This is a genomic window from Sphaerotilus mobilis, assembly GCF_004216565.1.
GTDB classification, from domain to species: Bacteria; Pseudomonadota; Gammaproteobacteria; order Burkholderiales; family Burkholderiaceae_C; genus Sphaerotilus; species Sphaerotilus mobilis.
Map to the genome: position 1 here is coordinate 305,621 of NZ_SGWV01000010.1, position 13,258 is coordinate 318,878.

14 protein-coding genes and 1 tRNA gene are annotated in these 13,258 nt (G+C 65.8%); 8 read left to right on the forward strand and 7 right to left on the reverse strand.

The annotated features are described in order from the left end of the window. Window positions 1–54: 54 nt before the first annotated feature. Entirely contained in the window at window positions 55–1,731 is a 1,677-nt protein-coding gene (gene recN, locus EV685_RS13710; protein ID WP_130482599.1) for a DNA repair protein RecN, read from the reverse strand. A gap of 17 nt (window positions 1,732–1,748) precedes the next feature. After that, on the reverse strand, window positions 1,749–2,654 hold the full coding sequence (locus tag EV685_RS13715; RefSeq protein WP_130482600.1) for an NAD kinase: 906 nt from the start codon (window positions 2,652–2,654) through the stop codon (window positions 1,749–1,751). A 142-nt stretch (window positions 2,655–2,796) separates the two neighbouring features. Here EV685_RS13715 and hrcA point away from each other — a divergent pair, with 142 nt between their 5' ends. Next, window positions 2,797–3,831: a heat-inducible transcriptional repressor HrcA gene (gene hrcA / locus EV685_RS13720; RefSeq protein ID WP_130482601.1), complete on the forward strand. Its 1,035-nt coding sequence runs from the start codon at window positions 2,797–2,799 to the stop codon at window positions 3,829–3,831. Between the two features lie 27 nt (window positions 3,832–3,858). On the opposite strand, the gene EV685_RS13725 is transcribed toward hrcA, so the two are convergent. Then, window positions 3,859–4,329 carry a DUF3237 family protein gene (locus EV685_RS13725; RefSeq protein WP_130482602.1) on the reverse strand — a complete coding sequence of 157 codons (471 nt, stop codon included), beginning with the start codon at window positions 4,327–4,329 and terminating at the stop codon, window positions 3,859–3,861. A gap of 153 nt (window positions 4,330–4,482) precedes the next feature. On the opposite strand from EV685_RS13725, the gene EV685_RS13730 reads away from it, so the two are divergent. From EV685_RS13730 to EV685_RS13750, 5 genes are all read left to right on the forward strand, one after another. Continuing rightward, the gene (locus EV685_RS13730; protein ID WP_130482603.1) at window positions 4,483–5,295 is read left to right on the forward strand and encodes a helix-turn-helix transcriptional regulator; all 813 of its coding nucleotides are present in this window, start codon (window positions 4,483–4,485) and stop codon (window positions 5,293–5,295) included. Between the two features lie 96 nt (window positions 5,296–5,391). Then, window positions 5,392–6,369: a Bug family tripartite tricarboxylate transporter substrate binding protein gene (locus EV685_RS13735; RefSeq protein ID WP_130482604.1), complete on the forward strand. Its 978-nt coding sequence runs from the start codon at window positions 5,392–5,394 to the stop codon at window positions 6,367–6,369. Window positions 6,370–6,393: 24 nt separating this feature from the next. Then, window positions 6,394–6,472 (forward strand) — tRNA-Ile (locus tag EV685_RS13740). Between the two features lie 780 nt (window positions 6,473–7,252). Then, window positions 7,253–7,927: a hypothetical protein gene (locus EV685_RS13745; RefSeq protein ID WP_130482605.1), complete on the forward strand. Its 675-nt coding sequence runs from the start codon at window positions 7,253–7,255 to the stop codon at window positions 7,925–7,927. Window positions 7,928–8,106: 179 nt separating this feature from the next. Next, window positions 8,107–8,673, forward strand: a complete 567-nt coding sequence (locus EV685_RS13750) for a hypothetical protein (RefSeq protein WP_242615587.1) — start codon at window positions 8,107–8,109, stop codon at window positions 8,671–8,673. Window positions 8,674–8,918: 245 nt separating this feature from the next. On the opposite strand, the gene EV685_RS13755 is transcribed toward EV685_RS13750, so the two are convergent. From EV685_RS13755 to EV685_RS13765, 3 genes are all read right to left on the reverse strand, one after another. Next, a complete protein-coding gene (locus tag EV685_RS13755) occupies window positions 8,919–9,467 on the reverse strand; it encodes a hypothetical protein (RefSeq protein WP_130482607.1) in 549 nt (182 codons plus the stop codon). Window positions 9,468–9,547: 80 nt separating this feature from the next. Further along, window positions 9,548–10,069, reverse strand: coding sequence for a DUF4124 domain-containing protein (locus EV685_RS13760; RefSeq protein ID WP_130482608.1), 522 nt, complete (start codon window positions 10,067–10,069; stop codon window positions 9,548–9,550). Window positions 10,070–10,108: 39 nt separating this feature from the next. Further along, window positions 10,109–10,741 carry a hypothetical protein gene (locus EV685_RS13765; RefSeq protein WP_130482609.1) on the reverse strand — a complete coding sequence of 211 codons (633 nt, stop codon included), beginning with the start codon at window positions 10,739–10,741 and terminating at the stop codon, window positions 10,109–10,111. A gap of 301 nt (window positions 10,742–11,042) precedes the next feature. On the opposite strand from EV685_RS13765, the gene EV685_RS13770 reads away from it, so the two are divergent. Further along, window positions 11,043–12,092, forward strand: coding sequence for a catalase family peroxidase (locus tag EV685_RS13770; RefSeq protein WP_165396800.1), 1,050 nt, complete (start codon window positions 11,043–11,045; stop codon window positions 12,090–12,092). Between the two features lie 109 nt (window positions 12,093–12,201). Further along, window positions 12,202–12,585 (forward strand): hypothetical protein, encoded by a 384-nt coding sequence (locus EV685_RS13775; protein ID WP_130482610.1) that lies wholly within the window; start codon window positions 12,202–12,204, stop codon window positions 12,583–12,585. A 90-nt stretch (window positions 12,586–12,675) separates the two neighbouring features. On the opposite strand, the gene EV685_RS13780 is transcribed toward EV685_RS13775, so the two are convergent. After that, complete coding sequence (locus EV685_RS13780; RefSeq protein WP_130482611.1) at window positions 12,676–13,242, reverse strand: hypothetical protein; 567 nt, start codon at window positions 13,240–13,242, stop codon at window positions 12,676–12,678. Between the last annotated feature and the right edge of the window lie 16 nt (window positions 13,243–13,258).

Below are 13,258 nucleotides of genomic sequence, written 5' to 3' on the forward strand. Positions count from 1 at the left end.
GGCTTGGGGTCGGGGACGTCATGACGGCGGGAAGCGGCGGAAGATGACGGGGCATCAGGACGCCCGCGCCGCAGCGCTGAGCATTTCCTGTGCGTGGGCGAGGCCGGCGCCCGAGAGTTGCTGGCCGCCCAGCATCCGGGCGATCTCGGCCACACGGGCCTCGCCGGCCACCGGCGCGATGCGGCTGAGCGTGCGGCCATCACGTGCGGCCTTGCTGACGACCAGATGCTGCTGCGCGCAGGCGGCGACCTGGGCCAGGTGGGTGACGGCCAGCACCTGCCGCTGCGCGCCCAGCTGGCGCATCAGCCGGCCGACCGTCTCGGCCACCGCGCCGCCGACGCCCGAATCGATCTCGTCGAAGATCAGCGTGCCGGCCGCCTCGCCCTGGTCCATGCGCAGCTGGCTGGTCGTCACCGCAATCGCCAGCGCGATGCGCGACAGCTCGCCGCCTGAGGCGACCTTGCCGAGCGGGCGCGGCGTGCTGCCGGCATGCCCGGCGACGCGGAACTCGGCCGCCTCCAGACCATGCGCCTGCACCTCGGCCAGCGGCTCGAGCACGACCTCGAAGCGGCCACCGGACATGCCCAGCGTCTGCATCGCCGCGCTGACCGCGTCCGACAGCTTCGGCGCGGCCAGCCGGCGCAGCGCGGTGATGGCGCGGGCCTCGTCGAGCACACGGGCATGGCTGCGGGCGGCGGCCTGTTCGAGCGCTGCCAGGTCGGTCGCGGCCTCGAGCGCGCGCAACTCGTCCTGCCAGCCGGCCAGCGTCGACGCCAGCTCCTCGGGCGGGCGGCGGTAGCGCCGCGCCAGACCCATCCAGGCCGACATGCGGGCATCGACCTCGCCCAGCCGATCCGGGTCGAGTTCGGTGCGGCGCAGCGTCGCGTTCAGGCTGTGGGCGGCGTCGGACAACTGGTCGCGCACGCCGCGCAGGACCTCCAGCGCATTGCCCAGCGTGGCGTCGTAGCCGGCCACGCCCTCGATCGCGTCGACGGCCCGGTCGACCAGCGTGGCCGCGCTCTCGTCGGCCTCGCTGCACAGCTGCAGCGCCAGCTGGGTGGCGTCCAGGATGCCCTGGGCATGGGCCAGGCGCTGGTGTTCGCCGTTCAGCTCGGGCCACTCGTCCTCGCCGGGTGCCAGCTTGGCCAGCTCGCCGATCTGCCAGGCCAGCCGTTCGCGCTCTCGCGCGAGTTCGTCGCCGCGCGCCCGGGCGGCGTCCAGCAGGCCTTGCTGAGCCCGCCATTCGGCCCAGGCCTTGCCCAGTGCGGCGGTGTCCGCGCCCGCGTAGGCATCGAGAAGGGCGCGCACCGACACCGGCCGCGTCAGGCTCTGCCAGGCGTGCTGGCCGTGGATGTCGACCAGGTGCTCGCCAAGTTCACGCAGCTGGGTCAGCGTGGCCGGGCTGCCGTTGATCCAGGCGCGGCTCTTGCCCTGGGCGTCGACCGAGCGGCGCAGCAGCAAGGCGCTGTCGTCGGACGCGAAGCCGGCCTCGTCCAGCCAGCCATGCAGCGAGGCCGGCACGGGCTCGAACTCGGCGCCGATCTCGGTGCGCGCGGCGCCTTCACGCACCACGCCCGCATCGCCACGCCCGCCCAGCGCGAGCTGCAGCGCGTCGATCAGGATGGACTTGCCCGCGCCGGTCTCGCCGGTCAGCACGCAGAAGCCGGTGCCGAAATCCACTTCGAGCGCGTCGACGATGACGAAGTCGCGCAGGGTCAGTCGCTTGAGCATGGGGTGTCGATCGGGTCTCAGGTCGGGGCGCCGCCGCCGTCGTGGCTGGCGGGCATGGCGCCCTCGTTCCAGTGCAGCTTGTGGCGCAGCGTGGCGTAGTAGTTCCAGCCGGGCGGATGCAGGAAGCGCACCCGGTGCGCCGAACGCCGCACGCTGATGCGGTCGCCGTGCAGCAGGCTGGCCAGCGACTGCATGTCGAAGTTGACGCTGGGCTCGCGGCCCGACACCACCTCGATCGTGACCTCGCCGGTGTCGGGCAGCACGATCGGGCGGGTCGACAGCATGTGCGAGGCGATCGGCACCATCAGCCAGCCGGCAACGCCGGGATGCAGGATGGGCCCGCCGGCCGACAGCGCGTAGGCCGTCGAGCCCGTCGGCGAGGCCAGGATCAGGCCGTCGGCGCGGAAGTTGGCAACGAACTGGCCGTCGACCGCCACGCGCAGTTCCATCATCGCGGTGGCGCCGCTGCGCAGCACCACGTCGTTCATCGCGACCGCCTCGTAGATCGGCTCGCCACCGCGCAACACGCGGCCCTGCAGCATGGCGCGGGACTCTTCCTCGAAGTCGCCCGACAGCACCGCGTTCAACGCGTGGTGCAGCTGCTGCACCGGCACGTCGGTGATGAAGCCCAGCCGGCCCATGTTGATGCCCACCATCGGCACGCCGTAGCGGGCCAGGTGGCGGGCGATGCCCAGCATCGTGCCGTCGCCCCCCACCACGATGGCCAGGTCGCAGCTGCGACCCAGGTCGTCGGCCGTCAGGGCCGGGTAACCGGTGATGCCGGTGGCCTGCGCGGTGGCCTGCTCGACCGAGACCTCCAGCCCGCGCCGCGTCAGCACATGGGCGATGTCCTCGAGCAGCGGGCGCATGCCGTGCGATTGGTACTTGCCCACGAGCGCGGCATGACGGAAGCGGGAGGTCATCGGGAAATTACACCACAGGGCCTGTGACGGATCGGCCGTGCAGACCCCCGTCGCCATCGGTGTTTCCGCCCCGTGACATCCCCTTTGGAAAGGGTGTCCAACGCAGCGGCGGCCCGAGCGGCCTGCCTCCTAAAATCGGCCCATGCTCGACGACCGCGCCAAGATGCTGCTCAAGACCCTTGTGGAGCGCTACATCGCCGACGGCCAGCCGGTGGGCTCGCGCACCCTGTCCAAGACCTCGGGGCTCGAACTCTCGCCGGCCACCATCCGCAACGTGATGTCCGACCTCGAGGAACTCGGCCTGATCGCCAGCCCGCACACCTCGGCGGGCCGCATCCCGACCGCACGCGGCTACCGCATCTTTGTCGACACCATGCTGACGACCCGGCGCGGCGTCGCGCCCGCGTCGATGCAGGGCGGCGTCATGCTGGACGAGCAGCTGCAGCCCGACCAGCCCAAGCGCGTCATCGCCCATGCGGCGCAGATGTTGTCCAACCTGAGCCAGTTCGTCGGCGTCGTCACCGCGCCGCGCAAGGCCAGCGTGTTCCGCCACATGGAGTTCCTGCGCCTGGGCGAGCGCCGCGTGCTGCTGATCCTGGTCTCGCCCGATGGCGATGTGCAGAACCGCGTGCTGTTCACCGCCCACGACTACACCCAGGGACAGCTGGTCGAGGCGACCAACTACCTCAACGCCCACTACGCCGGCCAGAGCATCGAGGCCGTGCGCGAGCGCCTGAAGAACGAGGTCGACGCCCTGCGCGGCGAGATCGGCGTGCTGATGCAGGCCGCCGTCCAGGCCGGCAGCGACGCGGTCCATGAGGACGCCGACCAGGTCATCGTCTCGGGCGAACGCAAGCTGCTGGACGTGCAGGACTTCGGCACCGACCTCGGCTCGATCCGCAAGATGTTCGACCTGTTCGAGCACAAGACCCAGCTGCTGCGCCTGCTCGACGGCTCCAGCCGCGCCGAAGGCGTCAGCATCTACATCGGCGGCGAAAGCGGCGTCGTCCCGATCGAGGAACTCTCGATCGTGTCCGCCCCCTACGAGATCGACGGCCAGATCGTCGGCACGCTCGGCGTCATCGGCCCGACCCGCATGGCCTACGACCGCATGATCCAGATCGTCGACATCACCTCGCGGCTGGTGGGCAACGCCCTGAGCCAGAAGCCCGGCTGAGCACCGCCGGCCGCGCCCAAGGCCCGCTCAGGTGATGCGGTAGAAGTCCAGCCTGACCCGGCTGGCCTCGCGCTGACCCACCGCCAGCGCCATCACCCGGTTCAGGTGCAGCCAGGCCGGCGCCCCGGTGGTGAAGCGCACGAGGGTGCGGAAGAAATACGCATCCGGCTCGACCGCCTCACCGCGTGCCAGCCGCGCCATCACCTCGGCCGGACCGTGCCGCAGGCCGTCGCTCTGCACCTCGATCAGCCCGCCGTCGTCGGCCCGGATCACATAGTGCGCGGCGATCTCCAGCACGCCGTCGGCACGCAGGATCTGCCAGTCAACCCCGCCGTCGACCAGCGTGCCGTTGAGCTCCGGCCCCCGCACCGTCCCGCCGCCCAAGGGCACATAGCGGCGCTCGCCATGTTTGGCCGGGCCGAGTGTGACCAGCGGCAAGACCTCGCAGACCACCTGGGTCATCGGCAACAGCACGGGGGGTGCGGGCAAGGGATTCATCGGGCGAGGGTCAGTCAGGATGGACAGCGGGGGAGGCACCGTGGGCATCATGCCGCCGCTCGCCCGCCTCGCCCAGCGTGTGCGGTCATCCCAGAGGATGACGCTGGACTCGCCCCTCGCCATCCCCTGCGCCACCCGCCTCCGCCCATCCCCATGACCGTCCTGCCCCTTGACTCCCGCACCGGCCCGGCCTGGGCCGCCGGCTTCAGCGACGTGGTCCAGGCCATCGGCGAGCCCGACTTCGCCGAACGTGCGCTCGGCGCGCTCAACACCGCCCAGCTGCGCGCGGCGTCGTGGTCGGTCTACCAGGTGCGGCGGCAACAGGCGCCGGTGCTGCATCTGTCGGCCAGCCTGGGCGTGCCCGACACCACGCGGCACTGTTTCGCGGCCTACCGCGCCGGCCTGTACCGGGCCGACCGCAGCTTCGACGCCGTGCGCCCGGGCCATGCCGCCGTCCTGCGCATGCATGCCGACGAGGCGCCCAGTGCCGACCACCGCGAGGCGATCTACCGTCGCCACGGCATGCTGGAACGGCTGTCCGTCGTGACACGCCCGGACGACGCCGAGGTGTTCGCCGTCAACCTCTACCACCACGACCACCAGGGCCGCTTCAGCCCCGGCGAGATCGAAGGCTTCGCCGGCCTGGCGCCGTTGCTGCTGGCCTGTGTGCAGCGCCATCTGCGCCTGCGCCCGGTCGCGCCCGCCGTCGACGTGTCAGCCCCGTCCGCCGCGCCCGCCGCCGACACGACCTCACCCCGCACCCTGCTGCAGGCCCGCTGCCCAACGCTGACCGAGCGCGAACTCGACGTCTGCGAGCGCCTCTTGCGCGGCTGGAGCTACGACGGCATCGCCGCCGACCTCGGCCTGTCGCTGGCCACCGTCAAGACCTACCGCGCCCGCGCCTTCGAGCGCCTGGGCATGCACTTCAAGAGCGAGCTGTTCGCGGCCCTGCTGCCACGCCAGTGAACCGGCCAGCCCGGCGGCTGGCCTGTCCACCTCTGGGATGACAGGTCATCGGCAGGCGCGCGGCACACTGCCTCGCACTTCAAGAGGAGCCTGCCCATGCGCACCCGCCGCCTTGCCCTGCTGACCGCCTGCGCCGCCGCCGTCCTGGCCGCGTCCGCACCCGTCGCGGCCCAGACCTACCCGGACCGTCAGGTCAAGCTGGTGGTGGGCTTCCCGCCCGGCAGCGGCCCGGACGTCGTCGCCCGTCACCTGGGCCAGAAGCTGGGCGACCTGCTCAAGCAGCAGGTGGTGGTGGACAACCGCGCCGGCGCCGGCGGCCAGATCGCCGCCCAGGCGGTGGCCCGCTCGCCCGCCGACGGCTACACCCTGCTGCTCGGCGAGGTCGGCTCGATCAGCATCTCCCCGGCCGCCTACGGCAAGCTGCCCTACGACCCCGCGCGTGACCTGCAGGGCGTGGCCGAGGTGGTGCGCTCGGACTTCGTGCTGGTGGTCCCGGCCGACTCGCCGTCGCGCAGCGTGGCCGACTTCGTCAGCGCCGCCAAGGCCCAGAAGGACAAGGTCAACATCGGCACCTTCGGCGCCGGCACCCCCGGCCACTTCGGCGCCGAGGTGTTCGGCAGCCTCGCCGGCTTCGCCGTCGAACCGGTCCACTACCGCGCCACCGGCGACGCCATCAGCGCCATCATCACCGGCGACGTCAAGGGCGCCTTTGTCTCCACCGCGCTGGCCATGGCCCAGGTCAAGGGCGGCAAGATGCGCGCCCTGGCCACGACCGCCGCCGAACGCTCGCCGCTGCTGCCCGACGTGCCCACCTTCACCGAGTCCGGCTACCCCAAGGCCGACTTCTCCGCCTGGTTCGCCGTCCTGGTCCCCACCGGCACACCTACCGGCACGCTCGACCTCCTGAACCGCCAGACGGTGGCCGCCATTCAGAGCCCCGAGGTCCGCCAAAAGCTCCAGGAAGCCGGCTTCACCGTCATCGGCAGCACCCGGTCCGACACCGAGCGCATGCTCAAGTCCGAAGCCACCCGCTGGTCCACCGTCGTCAAGGCCACCGGCTTCAAGGCCGACTGAACCCCCTCGTACACTCCCGCCCGCGGGCCTCTAGCTCATGCTTGGTTAGAGCAGCGGACTCATAATCCGTTGGTGCCGGGTTCGACTCCCGGGGGGCCTACCAGGACACGGTTTCAGGATGGTTGGATATGACGGCTCGATGCGATGCATCGGGCCGTTGGTGTTTGTGGGGTGTGCCGTTTGCTGAGTTGGACAAGGTAGACGACTCAAGCCGAAAGTTGTGCCCTGGAGGCGAAAGCATCCGCGTACACGTCTCGTGTTCGGCGATACCTGACGGCTCACCGGGGGCAGAGCAACTGCGAGCCCAGCACGGTGCCCGCCTACAGACCCTCCCGGGTCCACGGCGAAGGCATGGTCCAGGGAGTCCGGAAACGGGCACAAACCGGAATACTTTGGTCGTTGGTTCAAGTCCAACGCGGCCTACCACCCCACCCACTCCACCCGCGAGGAAGTGTTCATCGACGGCTCGGTGCCTGTGCATCGGGCCGTTGGCGTTTGAGGGGTGCGAGTTGTCGGGATGCACTCGCGGAATCGTTGCTGCAGTCGATCGAATTTCGCGGTCAGCCGTGTTGAGGCCACCGCCTCAGGTCGCTGGACCGTCCCCGCTTACCCAAGAAGTCGCCCCGTGGACACCATGATTGCCTCACTTGGCAAAGCGGCGGACTGTCGACAAAATCGGTAGCAAACGCCGCGCCTGACAGCAATTGCAATTCTGTATAAACGTACAGCCTTAGGGGTCAGATGCGACGTACCCACGGGTCATGTTAGGCGAACCCGATCCGGACGACTGTTGGCGTTCTAGGCGATAGTGTGAGGTCGTTTGTAACACTACATGGGCATCCCTGTTAGACCGCTATCAAACACCAAAAGGTCTGCGTTCGCCATGGAAAAGCCAAAAGTATTCATCAGCGTTGGCAGCAATGGCACGGAAGTGCAGCGTGCAGCCACAGATCAGATATTTTCGCTTGTCAAGGCCATCGGGCTTTCGCCTCGCCAAATGGAGAAGAACGAATGGTCATCTGAACAGCCACTGCGCGCGATTCGCAAAGTTATTGATGAGTGCCATGGAGTTGTAGTGGTAGCTTTCACCCGCTATGAATTTGCATCTGGTGTTGAGTACAAGAAGAACAATGAATCATCCCCACTTCAGCACGTTCGACTCCCGACAGTCTGGAATCAAATTGAGGCAGCAATGGCCTACGGAAGAGGCTTGCCGCTACTCGTGATCTGCGAGCACGGGTTACGGGACGACGGGCTCCTCGAAGGCAAGTACGACTGGAAAGTGCTATGGACAGATTTTTCTACCGCCGACATCAACTCAGAAAAGTTCTCTGGATTTGCTGAATCTTGGAAGCGCCTTGTTGAGGAGCAGGCCGCAAAACAGTCATCCGTGCCTCATCCCAAAGAAGTAGACCTCGCACGAGTTTCAATTTCTAAGCTACTCGGGATGCTTACCTTTTCTCAGTTCACTAGTATCATTGCAGCACTCGCTTCTGCATTTGCGTCAGTGGCTGCAGTCGCGTTTAAAGTTGGCGGGGGGAAGTGGCCGTGGGAGTAGCTCAAACCTATGGGCGGCCCTATCGTATAACAAGCCAATCAGTTGATTTGCATCTCAAACTGGGGAGTCATCCCGGCTCCAACTGGTCGTCCAACTAGAGACTAGTGTGCTGCGCGCTCTGGCGCCAGTTAACTTCGGCGACCGACTTCGGAGAGATGTATTATGAGCCTCGTGCAGTCGTGAACAATAGAACTTCAGCCGTTTCATTGACGGACGCACAGTTACACCGACTGATCTACTCAAACTGGGACTTCCAGCAAGCGCTGTCCGCACTGACCTTCCTGATTGAAGATTGCGACTTCCAAGCGAAGTACAGCCCGGTCGAATTGCGAAGATTGCGCTGCTATGAAACCAGCTTCATCGTCTCCTTTGCTCGACCGTTTGAGATGAGTAGAGGCCAGACTACTTTGGGACTGAAGGCTATCGGTGTGAGGCTCGATAGCAAAGACACCCAGTTAAAGGACAAGATTGTCTCGTTGCGTCAAAAAGTGGTTGCGCACTCGGATGAAGACTACATGCATTATCGGGGGGTAGTGCTCGCGCCATTTAACGATTCAGCAATTGGGTTGCCAGTACTGAAGTACAGCGAATCACTACACCTCGAAGAGTCAGACTTGCGTCCGATCGAGGGTCTGCTCCAAAGGCTACTGACACATATCACGAAGGCGTTGTTCCAAGTCGCCCAGTCAGATCCTGAAAGACTCAGTGTCTACAAAACACCGATTCAACCGCCCGCCAAGGCCTAACTTATATACAAGGATCTCCCTGCGATCCGCCGCCTCCGCGGCAGGCATTGGATACTACGAAAGCATAGTCCAGGGAGTCCGGAAACGGGCACAAACCGGAACCCTAGGGTCGTTGGTTCAAGAACAACACGGCCTACCACCCCCCACCCTTCAATCCAGCGAGAACGCGTCCATCGACGGCTCGGTGCCTGTGCTTCGGGCCGTTGGCGTTTGTGCGGTGATCAGTTCGTGGGCCTCGGGGGTCTTTACTTCGCAACTTCGAGGCATTTGATCATTTTCTTTTCGTTTACTATTTTCAGGCAATCTTGAATGTTTGGTGTTTTCTCGGAAGCTGTCGCCTGAGTTGTGGGTGGATCTTTCTGAACAGGTGCCCCGATGGGTAGATTGGGCTTTAACGGCGCACGGTTAATGGTCGGCGGCGCTACAGGCCCCGACTGCGGATAAGATGATGTCGCATCCGCACTGAACTTGGCGACAACAACTAACAGGACAAATGCTGCTAGTAGCATGGCCACCACGCGGAGCCAACTTGTTTTGTTCTCTGGATTTTCGACCTTCTTGCTGAAAGGCTCTGAAATACTTTCTTGGGTCTCTTTCGGATTGACCATTTTCAGTGCAAACCAAGTGCCGATCGCGACAATCAGCAAATCGACACCTGTGTATGATGATCCGCCAAGCTCAATGGCAATATATGCCATAAAAATTGCCATCGCCCAGACGAGAGGCTTGCTATTTTTTAGATGAGCAATTAGTATTATTGGAATAGCATGCAAAAGAGCGATGAAGAGGATCATTTCATTCCTTTATTGCACTCTCGGTTACTTGAGCAAGGCTGCTGAGTGCCTCCTTTAGCAAGTCAATGAATGCAGTTGCCTCAGTTTCGAACGCAATTGAAGTCCCTGTTGTCGCCGCACGGGCGAGTAATGCCTTGCGGTCGAATGATGATTGTGTCCGGCTCCTTCTGTCCGCAAGCAATAAACATCTCGCTTCGCCTGGCCTCCAGTTCCTTCTTCTTCGGAGCATATGAGCTAGCAAGCACCTCATAGCTTCGTTTGGCTTGCTTGCATTCCTCTGTCAGCGGCATATTCGCCTGCCTTTCTGGCGAGCGATCAAGTTGCTGTTGCGGTGCGCGCTGTTGACGCAATTCGATGTTTTCTCGTTGCAGTCGCTCGTTCTCTTCTCGCAACAGCAACTCCCGCGACTCTGATGCGTTGAGCGTATTGCCAGTGACATTTACTTCACGCTGCTTATTGGATGGCGGGCAAGGTCTGTCGGAATAGGTGAACTTTCCGTTCCCTGCGTCGCACTTGTACGCGCTTTGCGCGATTGCGTCAGATGCCAGTAGAGGCAGTGCGACAAGGATTGCAAGTGCCAATTTATCCATTTCAAGCCCCATTCAATAGATCAATGATATTGACGTCGTTTACTCCACGCCTCACCTCGCCCTGCGCGTATCCATATTCCCCCCCAGCGTCTCCAACTGGATCGTGTGCCCGCTGAAGTTGTTCCCCACCCGCGTGAACTCGATCGGCTCGACCACCTCGCGGGCATCCGTCGTGATGTGGAACAACTTGCCCGGCCCCTGCCAGATCAGGCCCTTCATGATGGTCATGCGATAGCGGCCCAGCGGCATGTCCAGAGAGGTGGACTGGCCTGAGCGGATCGGCACCAGCGCGACGGCCGCGTGGGTGTCCCAGTGGTCGAGGCGGACGGCGAAATCGGCCGGGCCGGTGTACGGCGCCTGCAGCGTCAGAGGGGCCGTCGGGCCGGGGGTGTCGGCGACATACCAGTGGACGGTGCCGGGTGACGGGAAGGGCTGTTGTCGTCTCAGGCCGCCGATGACGAAGGCGACCAGCAGCCCGCCGAGGATCAGGCCGCACCACAACATCCAGGGCGAGCGGGCCGTTGCGCCGCGCCAGCGGGACGGGTCCAGGTGCGGGCGCAGTTGCTGCGGTTGTGGGAACGAGCGAAGCGGGTCGGCCTTGCGCTGCTGTCCTTGCTGACCTTGCCGAGCGCCGCGCTGCTGCCGGTGGTGATCCCGGTAGTAGTCACGATCGTGGATGCCCATGAGTTCTCCCTGCGCGGAGGTGCATCCCCCGTCGCGGCCTGATTCTGTCGGGGGTGCGCTGACCGCAGCGTGCAGATTTCGCACATCTGACCGGTTCGGCGCGCGCTGTACCGCAGAGCAAGCGGCGCCGCTGAAGCTCCGCCGGCTGGACCCTGGGCGTGCGGACGACCTTCAAGCTAGCCGAGTCCGCGTAAGAACCTCGCACCACCCTCGACCGACGCTCAGCCGCCTGATGGGCATGCTCTGGACGGGCATCCGGCGGGGCGGTTTTCACCACCGATTGATACGAGGCACCCGAACCATGACTCACGACCTGCAGCACCGTTTCCGTTCGTCCACCCTGAACCTGGCCCTGCGCGCATCGGCCGTCTCTGCCTTGCTGGCGGCTGGCTTGCCGGTCCATGCGGCCGACATGACGCCGGTCGATCCGACACGGCTGGTCGACGCCTTCGAGGCCACCAACGGCAAGTTCGAGGGCTACCGCCGCTCGGGCGCCAAGGGCATCTGCGCGATGGGCGAGTTCATCGGCTCGGCCGATGGGCGGGCCTTGTCCAGCGCGTCCGCGTTCTCTGGCCAGGCGGTGCCGGTGATCGTGCGTTATTCGGTCGGCGGGGCCAATCCGAAGGCGACCGACAACACCCGCGGCCAGCGCAACATGGCGCTGCAGTTCAACCTGCCGGGCGGCGAGGTCTGGCAGATGGGCAACATCTCGTCGCCCGTCTTCGGCGCGTCAACGCCAGCCCAGATGCTGGGCCGCGTCGAGTCGCTGCGGCCGGATCCGGCCACCAAGGCGGCCGATCCCGCCAAGGTCAAGGCCTTTGCCGATGCCAACCCGGAGGTCCTGCTGCAGGGCCGCTATTTCGCGTCGCAACCGGTGCCGGCCAGCTTCACGACGCTGAACTACTGGGGCGTGCACGCCTTCGCCTTCGTCAATGCCAAGGGCGACCGCCAGTTCGGCAAATGGGTCTTCGAGCCGGTCGGCGGCGTGATGGGCCTGAGCGACGACGAGGCCAAGGCCAAGGGCCCGAGCTTCCTGTTCGACGACCTGCGCCAGCGGGTGCGCGACGGCCAGGTCGCCTTCAACTTCAACCTCGAACTGGCACAGGCCGGTGACCGTCTGGACAGCGCCACCGTGCCGCTGCCCGAAGGCCGCCGCAAGGTGACGCTGGGCACGCTGCGGCTGACCTCGGTCTCGCCGGATGCGGGCGGCGCCTGCCTGGACCTCACCTTCAACCCGACCGCCTTGCCCAAGGGCGTGGAGCCGTCCGCCGACCCGATGTTGGCCGCCCGCGCGGCGCCCTATGCGGTGTCGCTGGGCCGGCGTCTGGGTGAAGGCTCGAAGCAGCAGTGAGGCCCTGAGACTTCGCAAAACCCGCAGCCAGGCTTCTCCGCAGGCCGGTTTCTCCGAAGCCGGTCTGCCGCGAGACTTGCGGGTTTTCGACAACTCGGGAAGCCACACCATGTCCTACGCCCTCGTCTGGTCCGTCACCGTCGTCCTGCTCGCCCTGTGGTCCTTCACCGTCTGGGCGCTCAACGCGGTCAGCGTGTGGACCCTCAGTCACGCCGGTGACCTGGGCGGCGCCGCCTCGGGCGTCGGTGCCTTGCGCCTTCCGGAATGGCTGGCGATCTGGGTTCCGCAAGAGATCGTGCAGGCCGTGCCTGCCATGCTGGCCGACCTCGCGCCCTTCGTCCAAGCCGTGCTGGAAACGGCCCCGGTGCTGGCCGGCGGTGTCACCGTGCTGGCCTGGGTGATCTGGACCCTCGGCAGCCTGATGCTGATCGGAGCCGGCGTGGCCGGGCATCTGGGCATGGCGGTGTGGCGTCGGCGGGTGGTTGCGGCTTGACCCTGATCCGATGAAGACCGGGAACATCGGCCCCTGCAGCCCAGCCGCACCACCAAGATCGCCAGCGTCAACGGCACGTTGACCAGCGGCTCATCGCATCGCACCGATCACCGTGCGCGACAGCACCTGTCCGCGCTGCACGATCAGCACCACATGGGTCCGATGCTGCGGCTCGCCGTCGACCTCGCCGATCGGCTGGCCGCGCGGCACGATGACGTGGCCGGTGTAGCCGTGCGCTCGGGCGGGCGACTCGCCGTAGCGACCGAACTCCCGCACGTCGAAGGGCTTGCCCAGGTCCAGACAGGGATCGATGACGACGCGCACCAGCTGCAACTCACCATCCCGGACGTGCCAATGGGCCTTGTAGCCCTTGCCGGTGACGGCACACCTTGGGCCTTCGGGGCGTCCCTGCTCCAACGCTTGCAGGTCCTCTTTGTGTTGCATGAGCTGTCGTTTTCGGATCCGATCCTCCAGCGGCTCGATGCCGATCGCATCGATCTCGCTGACCTCGCCGTCGAGCTCGATCACGTCCGGGTCGTGCCCCCAAGCCTGCGCCGCGCGGGCGGTGACGATGGCGGCAACAACGGCGACGGCCGTGGCAAGCACGCCCATGCCCGACAACAGGCCCCGCCCGCGCCACGACGCCAGCGGCGTCAACGCCATGTCTTGCCTG

Coding starts and splice junctions, on each gene's coding strand:
- recN (WP_130482599.1), bottom strand. CDS start 1,731: ATGCTCAAGCGACTGACCCTGCGCGACTTCGTCATCGTCGACGCGCTC.
- EV685_RS13715 (WP_130482600.1), bottom strand. CDS start 2,654: ATGACCTCCCGCTTCCGTCATGCCGCGCTCGTGGGCAAGTACCAATCG.
- hrcA (WP_130482601.1), top strand. CDS start 2,797: ATGCTCGACGACCGCGCCAAGATGCTGCTCAAGACCCTTGTGGAGCGC.
- EV685_RS13725 (WP_130482602.1), bottom strand. CDS start 4,329: ATGAATCCCTTGCCCGCACCCCCCGTGCTGTTGCCGATGACCCAGGTG.
- EV685_RS13730 (WP_130482603.1), top strand. CDS start 4,483: ATGACCGTCCTGCCCCTTGACTCCCGCACCGGCCCGGCCTGGGCCGCC.
- EV685_RS13735 (WP_130482604.1), top strand. CDS start 5,392: ATGCGCACCCGCCGCCTTGCCCTGCTGACCGCCTGCGCCGCCGCCGTC.
- EV685_RS13745 (WP_130482605.1), top strand. CDS start 7,253: ATGGAAAAGCCAAAAGTATTCATCAGCGTTGGCAGCAATGGCACGGAA.
- EV685_RS13755 (WP_130482607.1), bottom strand. CDS start 9,467: ATGATCCTCTTCATCGCTCTTTTGCATGCTATTCCAATAATACTAATT.
- EV685_RS13760 (WP_130482608.1), bottom strand. CDS start 10,069: ATGGGGCTTGAAATGGATAAATTGGCACTTGCAATCCTTGTCGCACTG.
- EV685_RS13765 (WP_130482609.1), bottom strand. CDS start 10,741: ATGGGCATCCACGATCGTGACTACTACCGGGATCACCACCGGCAGCAG.
- EV685_RS13770 (WP_165396800.1), top strand. CDS start 11,043: ATGACTCACGACCTGCAGCACCGTTTCCGTTCGTCCACCCTGAACCTG.
- EV685_RS13775 (WP_130482610.1), top strand. CDS start 12,202: ATGTCCTACGCCCTCGTCTGGTCCGTCACCGTCGTCCTGCTCGCCCTG.